We start from the raw sequence: 18802 nt of genomic DNA, 5'->3' as shown, positions 1-18802 counted from the left end.
CATGGCGATTGACGACCTGCTCGACGAGCACGAACAAAGCGAACGCGTCCGCACTTGGCTCAGGAAGAACGGCGCCGGCCTGATCGGCGGCATCGTCCTGGGCCTTGGCGCGATCATCGGCTGGCAGTGGTGGACCAAGCAGCGGTCCAACGATCTGGCCCAGGCCAATGCCCGCTACGAAGCGGTGCTCAAGAGCATCCAGGCCAATCAGCTGGACAAGGCGGCCAAGGACATGGCCGAACTGCAGCAGGGCTCGACCAACATCTACGCCGAACTGGCGGCGCTGCGCCTGGCCAAGGCGCAGGTCGATGCCGGCAAGTCCGATGCCGCGCTGACCACGCTGCGCGGGCTCAAGACCGACGGCGAAATGAAGGTGATGGTCGACCATCGCGTGGCGCGGTTGCTGATTTCCGGCGGCAAGCCGCAGGACGCATTGTCGCTGGTAGCCTCGGCCACCGATTCGCAGGGCCTGGAGATTCGCGGCGATGCGCTGATCGCGCAGGGCAAGCGCGACGCGGCGCGCGATGCGTACGCCAAGGCGCTGACCAGCCTGGACGTGGCCTCGCCGCAGCGGCGCGTGGTCGAAACGAAATTGATGGATGCGGGCGGCAGCGTGCCGAATGCCGCGGAGCCGATCTGATGAAGGTAGTCATGTTCAAGCGTGTCGCCATCGTGGCCCTGCTGGGTCTGGCGCTGTCCGGCTGCACCACGGTCAAGGGCTGGTTCGCCGGCAAGGATGCGGCCGCCAAGAAGGCTGCCGAGCCGGCCGAACTGGTGAAGTTCACTCCGTCGGTGAAGGTGGTGAAGCTGTGGTCCACCGACGCCGGCAAGGGCGAGCGCCGTATCGGCGTGCGCCAGCATCCGGTGGTGGCCGACGGCAAGGTGTATGCCGCCGCGACCTCCGGCACCGTCTACGCGCTGGACCTGCAGACCGGCAAGACGGTCTGGGAATACGACGCCAAGCAGGCGCGCAAGCAGCAGCTGTCGCAGGCCGAGGATCAGCCGAAGAGCCAGGTCGAGAGCGAGTCCGGCAAGAACCTGTCCAAGGACGAGCGCGCCGCCTACAAGCAGCGCCTGCGCAACGAGAAGCAGCAGGCCAAGGAGCGCAAGCGGCTCGAGAAGAAGCGTCCGCTGCCGCGCTTCGCCGGTGGCCCGGGCGTGGGTGATGGCTTGGTGGTCGTCGGTGCGCTGGACGGCGAGGTGATCGCACTCGATGCCGCCACCGGCACCGAGAAGTGGCGCGCCAAGGTACCCAACGAAGTGATCGCCGCGCCGGTGATCGCGCAGAACATGGTGTTCGTGCGCAGCAACGACGGCCGCACCACCGCCTTCGATGCCGCCACCGGCCAGCAGCGCTGGTTCAATGCGCAGGAACTGCCGAGCCTGACCGTGCGCGGCAACGCGCCGGTGGTGGCGGGTCCGGGCGTGCTGTTCATCGGCAACGACGACGGTACCCTGGCCGCGCTGGCGATGCAGGACGGCCGTGTGCTGTGGGAGCAGACCATCGGCGTGCCGGAAGGCCGCACCGAGCTGGAGCGCATGGCCGACGTCGACGGCGCCCCGGTGCTCGACGGCACCACGCTGTACGCAAGCAGCTTCAAGAACGAGACCGTGGCGCTGGAAGGCCCGAGCGGCCGCCCGCTGTGGAACCGCGATCATGGCGGCGCCGGCGGCATCGGCGTGAGCTCCGGCAACGTGGTGGTGGCCGATAACGCCGGCACCGTGTGGGCGCTGGACAAGGCCTCCGGCTCGGCGATGTGGTCGCAGCCGGCGCTGGCGCGCCGTTCGCTGACCGGCGTGGCGATCCAGGGCGATTACGCCGTGGTCGGCGACTACAAGGGCTATCTGCACTGGCTCCGGCTCGACAACGGCGAGTTCGCCGCACGCGAGCGGGTCGGGCGCCAGCCGCTGGTGGCGCAGCCGGTGGTCGCGGACGGAATCCTGCTGATGCAGAACACGAAAGGCGACCTGACCGCGTTCCGGTTGGGTCAATAACAAGAGAAGGATGTCGCGATGCTGCCGCTGGTCGCCCTGGTTGGACGGCCGAATGTCGGCAAGTCCACGCTGTTCAACGCGCTGACGCGCAGCCGTGACGCGCTGGTCCACGACCAGCCCGGCGTCACCCGCGATCGCCACTACGGGGTATGCCGGCTGCAGCCGGAAACCCCGTTCGTGATCGTCGATACCGGCGGTATCTCCGGCGAAGAGGAAGGTCTGGCCGGCGCGACCGCCGAGCAGGCGCGCGCCGCGGCCGGCGAGGCCGACCTGATCCTGTTCGTGGTCGACGGCCGCGAGGGCTCGTCCGCGCTCGACGACGAGATCCTGGCCTGGCTGCGCAAGCTGGCGCGGCCGACCCTGCTGCTGATCAACAAGATCGACGGTACCGACGAGGACCAAGTGCGCGCCGAGTTCGCGCGCTACGGCCTCGGCGACGCCATCGCGGTCTCCGCCGCACACCGCCATGGCATCGACGACCTGCTCGAGGAAGTCCTGGAGCGGTTGCCGGAAGAGGGCGCCGGCGAAACCCTGGACACCGATCCGGCGCGCATGCGCATCGCCTTCGTCGGCCGCCCGAACGTGGGCAAGTCGACCCTGGTCAATCGCCTGCTGGGCGAGGAGCGCATGATCGCCTCCGAGGTGCCCGGAACCACCCGCGACTCGATCGCAGTGGACCTGGAACGCGACGGCCGCCTGTACCGGCTGATCGACACCGCCGGCCTGCGCCGCCGCGGCCGGGTCGAGGAGGCGGTGGAGAAGTTCAGCGCGTTCAAGACGCTGCAGGCGATCGAGCAGTGCCAGGTGGCGGTGCTGATGCTCGATGCCGGCGAAGGCGTGACCGACCAGGACGCGACCGTGCTCGGCGCGATCCTCGATGCCGGCCGTGCCCTGGTGGTGGCGATCAACAAGTGGGACGGGCAGAGCGACTACCAGCGCGCCCAGGCCGAAGACCTGCTGTCGCGCAAGCTCGGCTTTGTGGCCTGGGCCGAGGCGGTGCGCATCTCCGCCAAGCATGGCTCGGGCCTGCGCGAACTGTTCCAGGCGATCCACCGCGCGCACGCCTCGGCGGTGCGCGAGTTCAGCACCAGCGAAGTCAACCAGGCGCTGGAAATCGCCTACGAGAGCAATCCGCCGCCGAGCATCCGCGGCCACGTCTCCAAGCTGCGCTACGTGCATCCGGGCGGCAGCAACCCGCCGACCTTCATCGTCCACGGCACGCGCCTGAAGGTGCTGCCGGAATCGTACAAGCGCTACCTGGAGAACTTCTTCCGCAAGCGCTTCAAGCTGGTCGGCACGCCGGTGCGCTTCATGTTCCGCGAAGGCGCCAACCCGTACGAAGGCAAGAAGAACGTGCTGACCGAGCGCCAGATCGCCAAGAAGCGGCGCCTGATGAAGCACGTCCGCGGCAAGTAGCTACACGATGGACCCGCAGCGCGCGATCACCCTCGGCATTCTCGCCGGCGGCCGCGCGCAACGTTTGGGCGGATGCGACAAGGCCTGGCTGCAACGCGACGGTCAGGCGCAGGTGCAATGGCTGGTGCAGGCGCTGGCGCCGCGGGTGTCCGCGGTGCTGGTCAGCGCCAACCGCAGCTTGCCGCGCTACGCAGACATCGGCCTGCAAGCCGTGCCGGACCGCGTCGCGGCGCCGGCCGGGGCGGAGCGTTCGCTGGGGCCGATCGCCGGGCTGGACGCGCTCGCCGCTGTCTGCGCCACGCCTTGGCTGCTGACTGTCCCGGTCGACCTGTGCCGGTTGCCGCCGGACCTCACTGCCGTGCTGGTCGCAGCCGCTGCGGACCATGACGGCGCCTGGATCGAGGATGACGCCGGCGCGCAGCCGCTGGTCGCGCTGTACCGATTATCCGCGCTGCGCCCGGCGCTGGAGGAGGCCCTGGCTGCCGCCCGCTATGCGCCACGTGCCTTGCAGCAGCGCCTGCGGATGGTGCCGGTACCGTTGCCGGAGATCGTGCTGGGCAATCTGAACACGCCGCGGGACCTGGCCGCAGCGGGTATCCTGCCGCCACCATGACCGACTATCCCTCCCGGATCGCCTACACCGACGCGCTGGCGATCGTCGCTGCCGCGGCGCGCGCCCGTCCCGTCAACAGCGAGCGCCTGGCGGCCTCGCGTGCCGACGGCCGCATCCTGCTCGAGCCGCTGGATGCGCCGATCGACCTGCCGCCGTTCGCCAACAGCGCGATGGACGGCTTCGCGCTGCGCCATGCCGATTTGACGCCGGGGACGCCGACCGACTTGCGCCTGGCCGGCGAGCAGTTCGCTGGCGCCGATCGGCAGCAGGCGCTCGGGTCCGGCGAATGCCTGCGGGTCACCACCGGTGCGCCACTGCCGGCCGGGGCGGATACGGTGGTGATCAAGGAGAACGTGCACGAGCACGGCGGTGTGGTGCAGGTCCCGGCCGACATCGCCGCCGGCGCGCATGTGCGGGCGCGTGGCGAGGACGTGCGCGCCGGCGAGCGCGTGCTCGAAGCCGGCATGCTGCTGACGCCTTCGCGCATCGGCCTGGCCGCGGCCCTGGGCGTGGACCAACTGACCGTGGCGGCAAGGCCGACCGTGGCGGTGTTCGCCACCGGCGACGAACTGGTCGAGCCGGGCCTGCCGTTGCAGCCGGGGCAGATCTACAACAGCAACCGCGACATGCTGATGGCGCAGTTGCGCCTGCTCGGCTTGGCGCCGACCGCCTGGCCGACTCTGCCGGACGATCCGCAGCGCATCCAGGCCATGCTCGCCGATGCGGCCTCGGCGTTCGACGTGGTGCTGACTTGCGGCGGCGTGTCCGCCGGCGAGAAGGACTACCTGCCACGGCTGCTGGCCGAGCACGGCCGCATCCTGTTCTGGAAGGTGCGCATGCGTCCGGGCATGCCGCTGCTGTTCGGCGAGTGGGACCGCGCCCTGTTCCTGGGCTTGCCGGGCAATCCTGTGTCGGTGCTGGCGACCTTCCTGGCGATCGGGCGGCCGTTGCTGGATGCATTGCAGCGACGCAGCGAACCGCACCGGGCCTGGCGTGCGCGGCTGGCGGCCGGCTGGGACAAGCGCCACGACCGGCTGGAGTTCCTGCGCGGGCGCATGCGCTGCGACGCACACGGCCAGTTGTGGGCGGAACCGAATCCCGCGGACGGCTCGCATCGCCTGCGCGGCGCCGCCGACAGCGACGTGCTGCTGCGGCTGGAGGAGGGCGCACGCCAGTTCCAGGCCGGCGACGTGGTCGAGGTGGTGCCGTACTGAGGGCACCCCCCATGCACCAATATCCGCCACCATCGAGCCGGATGCAGGTTGCCCTGTGGGAATGGCGTCAGCCGCGGAGGGGCGTTCGCGGTCAAGCGCGTCGCGGCCGAGGCCGCTCCCACAGGCGGTGCCAGCCTCGTCGGAGGCCGCATTGTGGGAGGGACTTCAGTCCCGACGCATGAAGGTGCCGGGCGGCTTCGGACTTCGCTCCTCGCGGCTACATGACAGTTGACTTCCACAGGAGGCTTCCGTCGTTAGTTGAAGCGCCCTTGAACCGCGCCGCCGACGGCGGACGCCGGCCCGATTTGCGCCGATAATGCGCGTATGGGCATTCGAGAACTGACCCCCGTACAGGCGCAGGCGCGGCAGGCGCAAGGCGCGCGTCTGATCGACATCCGCGAGGAGCACGAGCGCGCCACCGGCATGGCCGCCGGCGCGCAGGGCGTGGCCCGGGCGCAGTTGCAGGCCGACCCGGCCGCCTATCTCGGTGCCGAGACCGAGGTGGTGCTGATCTGCCAGAGCGGCAAACGCTCGCACGACACCGCGGTGTTCCTTGAGCAGGCCGGCTACCCGCAGGTCGCCTCGGTGCTGGGCGGCACGACGCGCTGGCAGCGCGAGGGTTTGCCGCTGCAGCGGCCGGCGCTGGCGCCGGAGCAGGAAGACTTCTTCGATCGCTATTCGCGCCATCTGCGCCTGCCCGAAGTCGGGGTCGAGGGCCAGCGCCGGCTGCAGGCCGCGCGCGTGCTGCTGGTCGGCGCCGGCGGCCTGGGCTCGCCGGCCGGTTTCTACCTGGCCGCGGCCGGAGTGGGGCAGTTGCGCATCGCCGACGACGACGTGGTCGAGCGCAGCAACCTGCAGCGGCAGATCCTGCACGGCGACGCGCGGATCGGCCAGGCCAAGGTGGACTCGGCGGCGGCCAGCCTGGGCGCGTTGAATCCTGGCGTGCGGGTGGAGGCGGTGCGCGAGCGGGTCACCGCGGAGAATGTCGAGCGGTTGTTGCAGGACGTGGACGTGGTGTTGGACGGGTCGGACAATTTCCCTGCCCGCTACCTGCTCAACGATGCCTGCGTGAAGCTGGGCAAGCCGCTGGTATACGGCGCGGTGCAGCGCTTCGAGGGCCAGGTCAGCGTATTCGACGCCGGCCGCCGGCGCGGGCAGGCGCCGTGCTACCGCTGCCTGTTCCCGGAACCGCCGCCACCGGAATTCGCGCCGAACTGCGCCGAGGCCGGCGTGCTCGGCGTGCTGCCTGGCATCGTCGGGTTGCTGCAGGCCAACGAGGTCTTGAAGCTGCTGCTCGACATCGGCGAGCCGCTGCGCGGCCGCCTGCTGCACTTCGACGCCCTAGCGATGCGCTTCCGCGAAACCCGCCTGTCCGCCGATCCGCAGTGTCCGCTGTGCGCGCCGGAGCGGTCGTTCCCTGGTTACATCGACTATGCGCAGTTCTGCGGCGCTGAGCGTTAGCTGCCGCTAGGTGTCGTTGTTCGCGGCGGCCGTACCCTCATCCGCCCCTTCGGGGCACCTTCTCCCGGTGGGAGAAGGGAGGCGAGGTCTTGATGGCTGAAGCAGTGTCGCGTGCGCTTAAGCCCCTCTCCCTCCGGGAGAGGGGTTGGGGTGAGGGTACGGCGCGCAGCGTCTCGCGATGTCAGGCAGCACTAGGTGTCGCTGTTCGCAGCGGCGGCCGTACCCTCATCCGTCCCTGCGGGGCACCTTCTCCCGGTGGGAGAAGGGAGGCGCTTTCTGCGCGTTGATCGCACGATCGACACCGGCCGTCCCGCGACCGCATGCATGCGTCACGCGACGCACGATGCGCGCAGCACGCAGTGCGCCGCGTCTCAGGTCGCGTCCTGATCCATGGGATGCTCCAGCCTTGTGCGTAGAATCTGCGCATGACCAGTCCAGCCGACAGCAGCGAATTGATCAAGGTGGTGGCGCTGCTCGGCGCGGCCGTGGTGGCGGTGCCGGTGTTCCGCCGGCTCGGCCTGGGTTCGGTGCTCGGCTATCTCGCCGCCGGCCTGGCGATCGGGCCATTCGGCCTGGGCTGGTTCTCCGATCCGCAGGCGATCCTGCATGTCGCCGAACTGGGCGTGGTCATGTTCCTGTTCGTGATCGGCCTGGAAATGCGGCCCTCGCACCTGTGGAGCCTGCGCAAGCAGATCTTCGGCCTGGGCACTGCGCAGATCATCGTCTGCGCCAGCGTGCTGACCGGGGTCGGACTAGCCTTCGGCTTCCCGCTGCCAGTGGCCTTCATCGCCGCCTCCGGCTTCGTGCTGACCTCCACCGCGGTGGTGATGCAACTGCTCGGCGAGCGCGGCGATATCGCCTTGCCGGCCGGCCAGAAGATCGTGGCGATCCTGCTGTTCGAGGACCTGTTGATCGTGCCGCTGCTGGCCGTGGTGGCGTGGATGGCGCCGGTGTCCGCGGACGCTTCGGCACCATCGCGCTGGATCGGTATCGGCGTCGGCGCCGCGGCGATCGTCGGTCTGCTGGCGGCCGGGCGCTGGCTGCTCAATCCGCTGTTCCGGCTGCTGGCCGCGGCCAAGGCCCGCGAGGTGATGACCGCGGCGGCCTTGCTGGTGGTGCTGGGTGCGGCGCTGCTGATGCAACTCGGCGGGTTGTCGATGGCGATGGGGGCGTTTCTGGCCGGCGTGCTGCTGTCCGAATCGACCTTCCGCCACCAGATCGAAGCCGACATCGAACCGTTTCGCGGCATCCTGCTTGGGCTGTTCTTCCTCGGTGTCGGCATGGCGCTGAACCTGGCGGTGGTGGCGGCCAACTGGACGCTGATCCTCAGCGGCGTGCTCGCCTTCATGGTCGCCAAGGCCGCTTGCATCTACCTGGTCGCGCGGCTCACCGGCAGCGGCCATGCGCAGGCGCTGGATCGTGGCGTGCTGATGGCGCAGGGCGGCGAGTTCGCCTTCGTGCTGTTCGCCGCGGCCAGCGGCGCCGGCGTCATCGACGCGCAGATCAATGCCAACCTGACCGCCATCGTGGTGCTATCGATGGCGCTGACGCCGCTGTTCGTGCTGCTGTACCGGCGCTGGGCGCCGGTGGAGGCGCCGTCGATGGAAGGCGTGGATGCGGCCGACGGCCTCACCGGCAGCGTGCTGATCATCGGCTTCGGCCGCTTCGGCCAGGTCGCCAGCCAGTCGCTGCTGGCGCGCGACGTGGACGTGACCATCATCGACAACGATATCGAGATGATCCAGAGCGCGGCCAAGTTCGGTTTCAAGATCTACTACGGCGACGGCACCCGCCTGGACGTGCTGCACGCCTCCGGCGCGCACAGCGCCCGCGCCATCGCGGTGTGCGTCGACAACCGCGAGGCGGCCAACCGCATCGTCGAACTGGCCACGACCGAGTTTCCGCAGGCCAAGCTGCTGGTGCGCTCCTACGACCGCGAGCACGCGCTGGAGCTGATCGCCGCCGGCGTGGATTACCACATCCGCGAGACCTTCGAATCGGCGGTGGAGTTCGGCCAGGCCGCGCTGATCGAACTGGGCATGGACGAGAGCGAGGCGCGCTCCATCGCCCGCGAGATCCGCCGCCGCGACGCCGAGCGGCTGGAACTGGAGGTCGCTGCCGGCGACGTGCGTGCCGGCAGGGGCCTGATGTACGGCAACATCACCCCGGTGGTGCCGACGCCCACCCCGTTCACGCCGCCGCGGCGCGAGAGCCGCACGCTGAATCCGGAAGGCGTGCCGGTGGAGGCCGGCGAGCAGCATCGCGGCGATTAGCCACGGCACAGCACCTGGCAACTGTGCCTAGGTAGGAGCGATTTCAGTGGGGACTAAGCATTACCGGTAAAGCCCGTCGCGGCTGAAGCCGCTCCCACAGGGGCTTGCGGCGAGTCCGCCGGGTGCGCTGTGGGAGGGACTTTAGTCCCGACGCATTGGGCCATCGGAGAGCACACACCACTTCGCATGTCGCGGCTGCATGACAGGTGATTCCCACAATTACCTGCCGAGTACGCCGTTCGAGCGATGTCGCCTCAGCGCAAGAACGCCTGCAGCGCCCGCACGTAGCCAGGATCGTCGCTGATGTCGTTATGGTCGGCCTGCGCGAAGGCGGCCACGGTCGGGCGCTGCAGCAGCGCCTTGAGCAGGGCATCGGTGCTGGCCGGCGGCACCACCTGATCGCGGCCAGCGCGCAGGATCAACAGTGGACCGCGATAGGCGCGCAAGGCCCGCGCCGACTCGTAGCGATCGCGCAGCAGCCAGCGCACCTGGACCCACGGATAGTGCGCCTGCGCCGCCGAGACCAGACTGTCGAACGGCGTCACCAGCGCCAGCCGCGCCACCGCGCGGCGTGCCGCCAGCTGGCTGGCCACACCGCTGCCCAGGCTGCGCCCCAGCACCGCGATCTGCGCGTGTGGCTGCGCGGCGCGCACATGGTCGTACAGCGCCACGGCATCGCCGACCAGCGCGGCCTCGCTAGGGCTGCCATCGCTGGCGCCGTAGCCGCGATAGGCGAGCAGGTAGAGGCTGTGGTCGGGCAGGGCGGCCTGCAACTGCGCGCGCGCCGAACGCAGGTCCTCGGCATTGCCGCCGAAGTACAGCAGCACCTTGTCGTGGCCGGGATTGACCTGCCAGCCACGCAGCTCCACGTCCGCACCACGCCGCAATGCGAAATCGGTCTGCGCCGACGTCACACGCGTGCCTTGCGGGAAATACAGCAGGTCGCGCTGGCCCAGGTAGAGCAGGGCGCAGACGCTCAGATAGGCGATGGCGAGAACGGCGAGGGCAATGCCGACATAGCGCAGCATCGCTAGCCGTGCTTGCGTTGCGCTTCGGCGAAGGCGGCCAGTTGCTCCGGGGTGGCCTCGGCCTGGTGCTGCGCCTTCCAGTCGGCGAACGGCATGCCGTAGACGCGCTCGCGCGCCTGCTCCTTGCTGAGGTCCTCGCCTTCGGCGGCTGCCGCCTCGCGGTACCAGTCCGCCAGACAGTTGCGGCAGAACCCGGCCAGGATCATCAGGTCGATGTTCTGCACGTCGGGACGGTCCTGATTGAGGTGCTGCAGCAGGCGGCGAAAGGCGGCGGCCTCGATGCGGGTGGTGTCGGTCATGGCGGAATCGGGGACAATGGACATCCCCCGACTCTACACCCGCCCGCCCCAATGACCGATTCCGCGCCCGTCTCCTCCGTCCCGGCCCGCATCCTCGACGGGCGGCGCATCGCCGAAGACCTGCTCGACGCGCTGAAGGCGCGGGTCGACGCGCGGCTGGCGGCCGGGCAGCCGCGGCCCGGGCTGGCGGTGGTGCTGGTGGGCGGCGACCCGGCCTCCGCGGTGTACGTGCGCAACAAGCGTCGCGCGGCCGAGAAGGTCGGCATCGAGGCGTTCGACTACGACCTGCCGACAGGCACCAGCGAAGCCGACCTGCTGGCGCTGATCGACCGGCTCAACGCCGACCCAAAGATCCACGGCATCCTGGTGCAGTTGCCGCTGCCGGGCATTCCCGACGCCAGCCGGCTGATCCACCGCATCGATCCGCGCAAGGACGTGGACGGCTTCCATCCCGAGAACGTCGGCCACCTGGCGCTGCGCGAATTCGGCCTGCGCCCGTGCACGCCGCGCGGCATCATCACCCTGCTGGCGCACACAGACCAGCCGGTGCGCGGGCGCAACGCCACCATCGTCGGCGTCAGCAACCACGTCGGCCGGCCGATGGCGCTGGAACTGCTGATCGCCGGCTGCACGGTCAGCTGCTGCCACAAGTTCACCCCGCCGGAGGTGCTGCAGGCGCGGGTGCGCGACGCCGACATCCTGGTGGTGGCGGTGGGCCGGCCGGGGTTGATCCCGGGCGAGTGGGTCAAGCCCGGCGCAGTGGTGATCGACGTCGGCATCAACCGCCTGGACGACGGCCGCCTGGTCGGCGACGTCGGCTTCGACGCGGCGGCGCAGCGCGCCAGCTGGATCACTCCGGTGCCGGGTGGGGTGGGGCCGATGACCGTGGCCACGCTGATGCAGAACACGATCGAGGCCGCTGATGCGGCGGGGATTGGGGATTCGGGATTGGGGATTCGTTGAAGGCAGTGCACGGGATTGGGGAGTGGGGATTCGGGATTCGTTGAAGCAACGGCAGAAGCACACGCACGCCTATCCGGGGTGCATCCGGGATAGGCGGGCATTGAAATCGGCCGTCTGACAGCCAGGCAAACGGCGCGGCCGCGCGAGGCGCCGCTTTAGCGAATCCCCACTCCCGACTCCCCAATCCCCGCCCCAATGCGTTAAAATGCCGCGCTTCCCCACACTCGGGTCCGCCGATGCTCCGCATCCAGGCTGAAGCTCTCACCTACGACGACGTTTCGCTCGTCCCCGCCCATTCGACCGTCCTGCCCAAGGACGTCAGCCTGGAAACCCGGCTGACCCGCGACCTGCGCCTGAAACTGCCGATCCTCTCGGCCGCGATGGACACGGTCACCGAGCACCGCCTGGCGGTGGCCATGGCCCAGCTCGGCGGCATCGGCATCATCCACAAGAACCTGACCCCGGCGCAGCAGGCCGCCGAAGTGGCCAAGGTCAAGAAGTTCGAGGCCGGCGTCATCACCGAGCCGTTCACGGTCGGTCCGGAGACCACCATCGGCGAGGTGCTCAAACTGACCCGCGCCCGCAACATCTCCGGCGTGCCGGTGGTGGACGGCAGCGAGCTGGTCGGCATCGTCACCAGCCGCGACATGCGCTTTGAGAAGAAGCTCGACGATCCCGTCCGCCACATCATGACCAAGAAGGATCGCCTGGTCACTGTGCGCGAAGGCGCCAGCGACGAGGAGGTGCTGCAGCTGCTGCATCGCCACCGCATCGAGAAGATCCTGGTGGTCAACGACGGCTTCGAGCTGCGCGGCCTGATCACGGTCAAGGACATCCAGAAGAAGACCGACAACCCCAACGCCGCCAAGGACGCCGCCACGCGGCTGCTGGTCGGCGCCGCGGTGGGCGTCGGCGGCGATACCGAACAGCGCATCGAACTGCTGGCCGCGGCCGGCGTGGACGTGGTCATCGTCGATACTGCGCACGGCCATTCGCAAGGCGTGATCGAGCGCGTGGCCTGGGTCAAAAAGACCTACCCGCAGCTGCAGGTGATCGGCGGCAACATCGTCACCGGCGACGCCGCTCTGGCGCTGATGGACGCCGGCGCCGATGCGGTCAAGGTCGGCGTGGGTCCCGGCTCGATCTGCACCACGCGCGTGGTCGCCGGCGTCGGCGTGCCGCAGATCACCGCGATCGACATGGTCGCCGAGGCGCTGCAGGACCGCATCCCGCTGATCGCCGACGGCGGCATCCGCTACTCCGGCGACATCGGCAAGGCGCTGGTCGCCGGCGCCTCGACGGTGATGGTCGGCGGCCTGTTCGCCGGCACCGAGGAAGCCCCGGGCGAGGTCGAACTGTTCCAGGGCCGCAGCTACAAGAGCTACCGCGGCATGGGCAGCCTGGGCGCGATGGAGAAGGGCAGCAAGGACCGTTACTTCCAGGACGCCTCCGACGCCGACAAGCTGGTGCCGGAAGGCATCGAAGGCCGCGTGCCGTACCGCGGCCCGCTCAGCGGCATCATCCACCAGCTGATCGGCGGCCTGCGCGCGACCATGGGCTACGTGGGCTGCGCCACCATCGAGGACATGCGCACCAAGCCGAAGTTCGTCACCATCACCGGTGCCGGCCAGCGCGAGAGCCACGTCCACGACGTGCAGATCACCAAGGAACCGCCGAACTACCGCATGGGCTGATGCCCATGCGCGGGATTGGGGATTCGCGATTGGGGATTCGTCGCCCGCCGCGTCTCCAGCGGCCGTGCGCAGCGCGGCCACCCGCTGTTGCGAATCCCGACCCCCGAATCCCCAATCCCGGCCCCAGATGACCAACATCCACAGCGACAAGATCCTCATCCTCGATTTCGGTGCGCAGTACACGCAGTTGATCGCGCGGCGCATCCGCGAACTCGGCGTGTATTGCGAGATCTGGGCGTGGGACCACGATCCGGCCGAGATCGCCGGCTTCGGCGCCAAGGGCATCATTCTCTCCGGCGGACCGGAATCGACCACGCTGCCGGGCGCGCCGGCCGCGCCGCAGGAAGTGTTCGACAGCGGCCTGCCGATCTTCGGCATCTGCTACGGCATGCAGACCCTGGCCGCGCAACTCGGCGGCGCCACCGAAGCGGCGGACCAGCGCGAGTTCGGCCATGCCGAAGTGGAGGTGGTCGCCGCTGACGCACTGTTCTCCGGGCTGACCGATCATGCAGGCGCGTCGCGCTTGAATGTCTGGATGAGTCACGGCGACCACGTGTCGCAGGTGCCGCCGGGCTTCACCATCACCGCCGTCACCGACCGCATCCCGGTCGCCGCCATGGCCAACGAAGCCAAGCGCTGGTACGGCGTGCAGTTCCATCCCGAAGTGACCCACACCCTGCAGGGCCAGACCCTGCTGCGCCGCTTCGTGGTCGACGTGTGCGGCTGCGCCACGCTGTGGACCGCGGCCAACATCATCGACGACCAGATCGCCCGCGTGCGCGCCCAGGTCGGCGACGACGAAGTGATCCTCGGCCTGTCCGGTGGCGTCGATTCGTCGGTGGTCGCCGCGCTGCTGCACAAGGCGATCGGCGACAAGCTGACCTGCGTGTTCGTCGACACCGGCCTGCTGCGCTGGCAGGAAGGCGACCAGGTGATGGCGATGTTCGCCGAGCACATGGGCGTCAAGGTGATCCGGGTCAACGCCGCCGACCGCTACTTCCAGGCGCTGCAAGGCGTCAGCGATCCGGAAGCCAAGCGCAAGATCATCGGCAACCTGTTCGTGGAGATCTTCGACGAAGAGTCGAACAAGCTCAGCAACGCCAAGTGGCTGGCGCAGGGCACCATCTACCCGGACGTGATCGAGTCGGCCGGCAGCAAGACCGGCAAGGCCCACGTCATCAAGAGCCACCACAACGTCGGCGGCCTGCCCGAGCACATGAAGCTGGGCTTGGTCGAGCCGCTGCGCGAACTGTTCAAGGACGAAGTGCGGCGCCTGGGCGTCGAACTCGGCCTGCCGCGCAGCATGGTCTACCGCCATCCGTTCCCCGGCCCCGGCCTGGGCGTGCGCATCCTCGGCGAAGTGAAGCGCGAGTACGCCGAACTGCTGGCCAAGGCCGATGCGATCTTCATCGACGAACTGCGCAAGGCCGACCTGTACGACAAGACCAGCCAGGCCTTCGCCGTGTTCCTGCCGGTGAAGTCGGTCGGCGTGGTCGGCGACGCCCGCGCCTACGAATGGGTGATCGCGCTGCGCGCGGTGGAGACCATCGACTTCATGACCGCGCACTGGGCGCACCTGCCGTATGACTTCCTTGGCACCGTGAGCAACCGCATCATCAATGAGCTGCGCGGTGTGTCGCGGGTGGTGTACGACATCTCCGGGAAGCCGCCGGCGACGATCGAGTGGGAGTGACGGAGCGTCTTTCGGAGGCTATCGCCAGGTATCGATAGAGGTGGCTTAAATTATTGATTTTAAAAGTATAATTTGCGTTTTCTATCGGCGGCTATCGCCGGCCAGCAGAACAGGTCGGCGACAGAACTGACGGTAAACCCCCAGAGGTCGGATCCGGACCTTCCTGTTTACTATTGAGACCGAACCGGTCTTTGACGGTAAAAAACTCCTGAGGAAAGCTTATTTCATGCGGCTTTCCGAGCCTCAACGGGTCTCCTGGTCCCTGACGGTAAAAGCCGTCACGAACAGGAGAAACACCCTTAATGCTCACCGACACCGCACTGCGCAATCTCAAGCCTAAGTCAAAGATTTATAAGGTTTTTGACCGCGATGGCATGTACGTGGCGGTATCGACTGCCGGTATCATCACCTTCCGCTACGACTACCGTCTCAACGGGCGCCGCGAGACGCTCACGCTCGGACGGTACGGGCTGGCCGGCATGTCCCTGGCCATGGCACGCGAGCGACTACTCGATGCCAAGCGGTCCGTCGATCAAGGCCTTCCCCGGCGCTGGAGAAGCAGCAGGCCAATCGGCGACTGACGGCCGCCCGGACCTTCGGCGAGATGACGGAACGCTGGCTGGCCGATGCCCGCATGGCCGTCAGACCCGGGCGATGCGCAAGCACATCATCGACCGCGACATCCTGCCGGTCTTCCAGAACCTGAAGCTGAAGGAAGTCACCCCTGACGACCTGCGGGCGCCGTGCAACAAGGTGAAGGCGCGCGGCGCACCGGCCACGGCCATCCACGTCCGCGACATCGTGAAGCAGGTCTATGCCTTCGCCATCCTGCACGGCGAACGGCTCGCCAACCCGGCCGACGATGTGAAGGCGGCCTCGATCGCGACCTTCGTTCCCAAGGACTGGGCGCTGTCGCCCGCCGAGATCTGGCTGGCCTTCCACCAACTGGAGACCATCGCGTCCTATCCGACCATCCGGTTGGCCTTGCGCCTGATCCTGCTGACGATGGTGCGCAAGAGCGAACTGGTCGAGGCGACCTAGAGCGAGGTGGATTTCGAGAACGCCACCTGGACGATTCCGAAGGTGCGGATGAAGGGACGCAAGCCGCACGTGGTCTATCTGTCGCGGCAGGCGATGGACATCTTCGTGGCACTGCACACCTGCGCGGCTGGCTCGCGATTCGTGCTGCCGTCGCGCTATGACCCCGATCGTTGCATGTCGCATGCAACGCTCAACCGGGTGACCCAGCTCATTGGCTCCCGCGCGAAGGAAGCCGTGTTGCCGCTGGAGCCCTTCACGGTGCACGACCTGCGGCGCACCGCGTCCGCGCTGCTCAACGAGGTGGGCTTCAATGGGGACTGGATCGAGAAGTGCCTGGCACACGAAGAAGGCAGCCGGACGTCGCGGTCGGTCTACAACAAGGCCGAGTACGCCGGGCCGCGGCGGCACATGTTCCAGGAGTGGGTCGACATGGTGGAGGCATGGATCGATGGGCGCACGCATGTGCCGAAGCTGGTGCCGGAGGACGTGTCGGTCCCTGTGCTCAGCCCGGCTTTGTGAGGGAGGAGCGCATGATGACCTGCCAAAAAAGTCAAAATGAACTAAGTGCGCATCCATACATCAGATGGCTATCATCACGCCGACTTGTGCCGTGGCTTTTGTCCATGGTCATAAATTCTATTTAGATGGATTCTTCTGGTCATCGTCTGGGTTGCGAGCGGGGTGGGTCGCAGACGTTGATTCTCCTGCAGGTGATTGCTTGTTGCTGTCGTTGCTTGAAGTATCAATGGATCGCATTACCGCGCCGGTGGCTCGGATTGCGTCCGAAAGTGGGCCGAGCTGTGTCGGACCTGCATGAGTGCTGCTGCCAATCAGGCGTTCTAGCTCTTCGTTAGTCATACTGGCTAATAGCGTCAGGACCTTGCGGAAAGCCTCCTGTCGCTGCTTAATGGCCCCGGAGTGCTGAGTCCGCAGTTCAAGAAAACTCCGAACGTCTGCTGCGGTAGGCAAGAAATGCTTTTGATCGAAAAGCGACGCAAGACTGAGCAGCGCATCACGCTTTGCTACGGGCAACTCAGTTCGGCTAGCGATTCCCACTGCATTAGGCTTGCCAGGAGATTGACTCTGAGCGACCTTGTTGGGCCGCTGTTGCTGCTTTATGAGTGAGGAGGAAGTTTCGAGCTCCTGAATGCAAGCAAGCACCGAGTCACGCCCCCACTCCTGTAGTAATGGTGTTAACAACGATGCCAATAGATCGTCGTGCTTACCATGAGATTTTTTCTTCATTATGTTACTGCCCTACAATCCGATTGCATCAAAAAATTCTTTGGAAAAGCGCGGGAACATCACGGCATTTCCTGAATAACTGTGGTCTCCACGCATGATCTTGGGAAAGCCACGCGAGAAAGGAATCTCTGTTCTGAAAACTGGCCAGCCATTCTGTTTGGCCTCAATCCGCACCTCTCTCAGTGCGCGTGCCTTCTCGGGGCCTCCGTTATTGCCGCCGTCATAGAAAGCATTGTTTATAACGACTCCGGCAACCTTAATATTATGTCCGCGATTACGGTGCGAGAAGTCGGTAAGCGACTGCTGAAGCAGCGGAAACCCGATTGTCGCGAAAAACTCCGGCTTTACAGGCACAAGTACCAAGCCGCTTGCGTGATAAGCCGCATGTGTCAGGACGGACTCGGTTGGCGCACAGTCGATAATTATCAGGTCTTTGTGCTGAAAATTCCCCGCAAGGAAGCGTGCTAGGACTTTTGGATCTGGTCGAAGAGAGTTCGTCAGATTGTCGGAGAAGTCAAAGCGCGAAGGGATCAATTGAATCGATCGATCACCCAAACGGGCAATTGTCTCCACGCCAGCATCAGCCGGCAGCGCCGCCGTAGATGCTCGGCCGGGCGCGGGCGGTTGATAACCGTTGAAAATCTCGACAATTGAGGGGCGGCGCTCTGTGAGGAAGGTGTTGTAGCTGCGCCCCATTAGCGCTTGGCTGAGATTCGCTTGGGGATCTAGGTCTATCGCAAGCACGTCCTTCTGCCTAATGCCAAAAGCGTCGCGAGCAAGCAAGGCAGCGATGGTAGATTTACCAACACCGCCCTTTAGATTGATGACACATAACGCCAGTGGGCCGTTTGGTCTTGCCATCGCCTTTCCTTAGTCAGGTTCACGGACCATTATTTCTGCGCCTTCAGATGCAGATCTTTTCAGCACCACCCCAGCTGCTGGCGCACATGCGCCAGCAACTTATCAGCATCCTGCGTGTTGTTGCCGGCATAGGCCAGAGTCAGCAGCGTCAGAGGATGCACATCCATGACCTCGCAAAGCTCGGCCAGCTTACTACAGGTGAGCTATGGGCAAAGCCGGGTGCAGGTGGTGTGGAACCGCATCATCCTGCCGGACACGTCCTCGCTGACGCTGGACAACCGGGCCGGCACCGATCCGGCCGGCTACGCCGGCTTGGAGGATGGCATCGATTGGCATTGGGATCGCATCTTCGCCGGTGCGGTGCTGACCACGTTGCTGGGCGTTGGCGCCGAGCTGGCCGCGCCGGAAAACCGCCAGGATGGCGATCGCATCATCATCGCCGGGCGCGACAGCGCGCAGGACAGCATCAATCAGGTCGGCCAGGAGATGACCCGGCGCAACCTCAACATCCAGCCCACGCTGACAGAGCGACCGGGCCTGCCGGTGCGCATCATCGTCAACCGGGATCTGGTGCTTCGGCCGTACCAGCCGCTGTTCTTCAATCGGGGGACTTCACGATGAGCACGTCCAAGAAGCTGCGACTGGGGCCACTGCCCAAGACCGAGAGCATCAAGCTGACCTTTGCCTGCCCGGCCAGCCTGAAAGCCGACCTCGACCGCTACGCCGCGTTGCACGCGCAGGCGTATGGTGAGACCGTCGATGCCGTGACGCTGATCCCGCACATGCTGGAGGCGTTTATGGTCAGGGATCGGGTGTTCAAGAAGGAAGCAGCGGCGAAACAGCCCTGAAGAAGCGAACACTATCTCGGTAAGCGGCGAGCAGTTGCGTAAATGCAGAGGTAGCGAGGATAATGTATCACTTATGTATTGCAGATCGCAATGCCAGTGCTAGCTATGAAGAGCATCCGAAATCAGCCTACCGCGTTTCGCTTGGACTCAACTGTCAA

15 protein-coding genes and 2 pseudogenes are annotated in these 18802 nt (G+C 66.7%); 13 read left to right on the top strand and 4 right to left on the bottom strand.

All coding sequences use genetic code 11. The annotated features are described in order from the left end of the window. The first annotated feature begins 1 nt into the window (after position 1). The 7 genes from GGR71_RS13075 to GGR71_RS13045 all read left to right on the top strand — a co-directional run bounded on the left by GGR71_RS13075 (position 2) and on the right by GGR71_RS13045 (position 8972). Entirely contained in the window at positions 2-640 is a 639-nt protein-coding gene (locus GGR71_RS13075) for a YfgM family protein (RefSeq protein WP_048490235.1), read from the top strand. Then, positions 640-1995, top strand: coding sequence for an outer membrane protein assembly factor BamB (gene bamB / locus GGR71_RS13070; RefSeq protein WP_160960078.1), 1356 nt, complete (start codon positions 640-642; stop codon positions 1993-1995). The genes GGR71_RS13075 and bamB overlap by 1 nt, the downstream gene beginning before the upstream one ends. Positions 1996-2013: 18 nt before the next feature. Beyond that, entirely contained in the window at positions 2014-3411 is a 1398-nt protein-coding gene (gene der, locus GGR71_RS13065; RefSeq protein ID WP_160960077.1) for a ribosome biogenesis GTPase Der, read from the top strand. Positions 3412-3418: 7 nt separating this feature from the next. Beyond that, entirely contained in the window at positions 3419-4024 is a 606-nt protein-coding gene (mobA, locus tag GGR71_RS13060) for a molybdenum cofactor guanylyltransferase (RefSeq protein ID WP_160960075.1), read from the top strand. Continuing rightward, complete coding sequence (locus GGR71_RS13055; protein WP_160960072.1) at positions 4021-5238, top strand: molybdopterin molybdotransferase MoeA; 1218 nt, start codon at positions 4021-4023, stop codon at positions 5236-5238. Before mobA ends, GGR71_RS13055 begins: the two co-directional genes overlap by 4 nt. A gap of 324 nt (positions 5239-5562) precedes the next feature. Continuing rightward, positions 5563-6699 (top strand): molybdopterin-synthase adenylyltransferase MoeB, encoded by a 1137-nt coding sequence (moeB, locus tag GGR71_RS13050; protein ID WP_160960070.1) that lies wholly within the window; start codon positions 5563-5565, stop codon positions 6697-6699. 425 nt (positions 6700-7124) lie between these two features. Further along, positions 7125-8972 (top strand): monovalent cation:proton antiporter-2 (CPA2) family protein, encoded by a 1848-nt coding sequence (locus tag GGR71_RS13045; RefSeq protein WP_160960067.1) that lies wholly within the window; start codon positions 7125-7127, stop codon positions 8970-8972. A 254-nt stretch (positions 8973-9226) separates the two neighbouring features. On the opposite strand, the gene GGR71_RS13040 is transcribed toward GGR71_RS13045, so the two are convergent. Both GGR71_RS13040 and GGR71_RS13035 read right to left on the bottom strand, forming a co-directional pair. Then, positions 9227-10000: an alpha/beta hydrolase gene (locus GGR71_RS13040; protein ID WP_160960064.1), complete on the bottom strand. Its 774-nt coding sequence runs from the start codon at positions 9998-10000 to the stop codon at positions 9227-9229. A gap of 2 nt (positions 10001-10002) precedes the next feature. After that, positions 10003-10299, bottom strand: coding sequence for a DUF1244 domain-containing protein (locus GGR71_RS13035; RefSeq protein WP_017913743.1), 297 nt, complete (start codon positions 10297-10299; stop codon positions 10003-10005). 51 nt (positions 10300-10350) lie between these two features. Between GGR71_RS13035 and folD the strand changes: the two genes are divergently transcribed. From folD to GGR71_RS13015, 4 genes and pseudogenes are all read left to right on the top strand, one after another. Beyond that, a complete protein-coding gene (gene folD, locus GGR71_RS13030; protein WP_184452019.1) occupies positions 10351-11262 on the top strand; it encodes a bifunctional methylenetetrahydrofolate dehydrogenase/methenyltetrahydrofolate cyclohydrolase FolD in 912 nt (303 codons plus the stop codon). Positions 11263-11498: 236 nt separating this feature from the next. After that, positions 11499-12956, top strand: a complete 1458-nt coding sequence (guaB, locus tag GGR71_RS13025) for an IMP dehydrogenase (RefSeq protein ID WP_160963519.1) — start codon at positions 11499-11501, stop codon at positions 12954-12956. A gap of 127 nt (positions 12957-13083) precedes the next feature. Next, a complete protein-coding gene (gene guaA, locus GGR71_RS13020; RefSeq protein ID WP_160963521.1) occupies positions 13084-14649 on the top strand; it encodes a glutamine-hydrolyzing GMP synthase in 1566 nt (521 codons plus the stop codon). Between the two features lie 302 nt (positions 14650-14951). Beyond that, positions 14952-16209 (top strand): annotated as a pseudogene (locus GGR71_RS13015) (tyrosine-type recombinase/integrase). Positions 16210-16326: 117 nt separating this feature from the next. Here GGR71_RS13015 and GGR71_RS13010 read toward each other — a convergent pair. Both GGR71_RS13010 and GGR71_RS13005 read right to left on the bottom strand, forming a co-directional pair. After that, positions 16327-16935 (bottom strand): hypothetical protein, encoded by a 609-nt coding sequence (locus tag GGR71_RS13010; RefSeq protein WP_160963523.1) that lies wholly within the window; start codon positions 16933-16935, stop codon positions 16327-16329. A gap of 12 nt (positions 16936-16947) precedes the next feature. After that, the gene (locus GGR71_RS13005) at positions 16948-17796 is read right to left on the bottom strand and encodes a ParA family protein (protein WP_160963525.1); all 849 of its coding nucleotides are present in this window, start codon (positions 17794-17796) and stop codon (positions 16948-16950) included. A gap of 195 nt (positions 17797-17991) precedes the next feature. On the opposite strand from GGR71_RS13005, the pseudogene GGR71_RS12995 reads away from it, so the two are divergent. Together GGR71_RS12995 and GGR71_RS12990 are read left to right on the top strand one after the other, a co-directional pair. Next, positions 17992-18417: pseudogene (locus tag GGR71_RS12995) on the top strand (TrbI/VirB10 family protein); the annotation flags it as partial. After that, positions 18414-18644, top strand: coding sequence for a DUF2274 domain-containing protein (locus tag GGR71_RS12990; protein ID WP_160963527.1), 231 nt, complete (start codon positions 18414-18416; stop codon positions 18642-18644). The pseudogene GGR71_RS12995 and the gene GGR71_RS12990, both read left to right, overlap by 4 nt. Positions 18645-18802 lie beyond the last annotated feature (158 nt).

It is taken from the genome of Xanthomonas sp. F1 (assembly GCF_014199855.1).
This window is presented reverse-complemented; position numbering and strand designations above follow the sequence as displayed.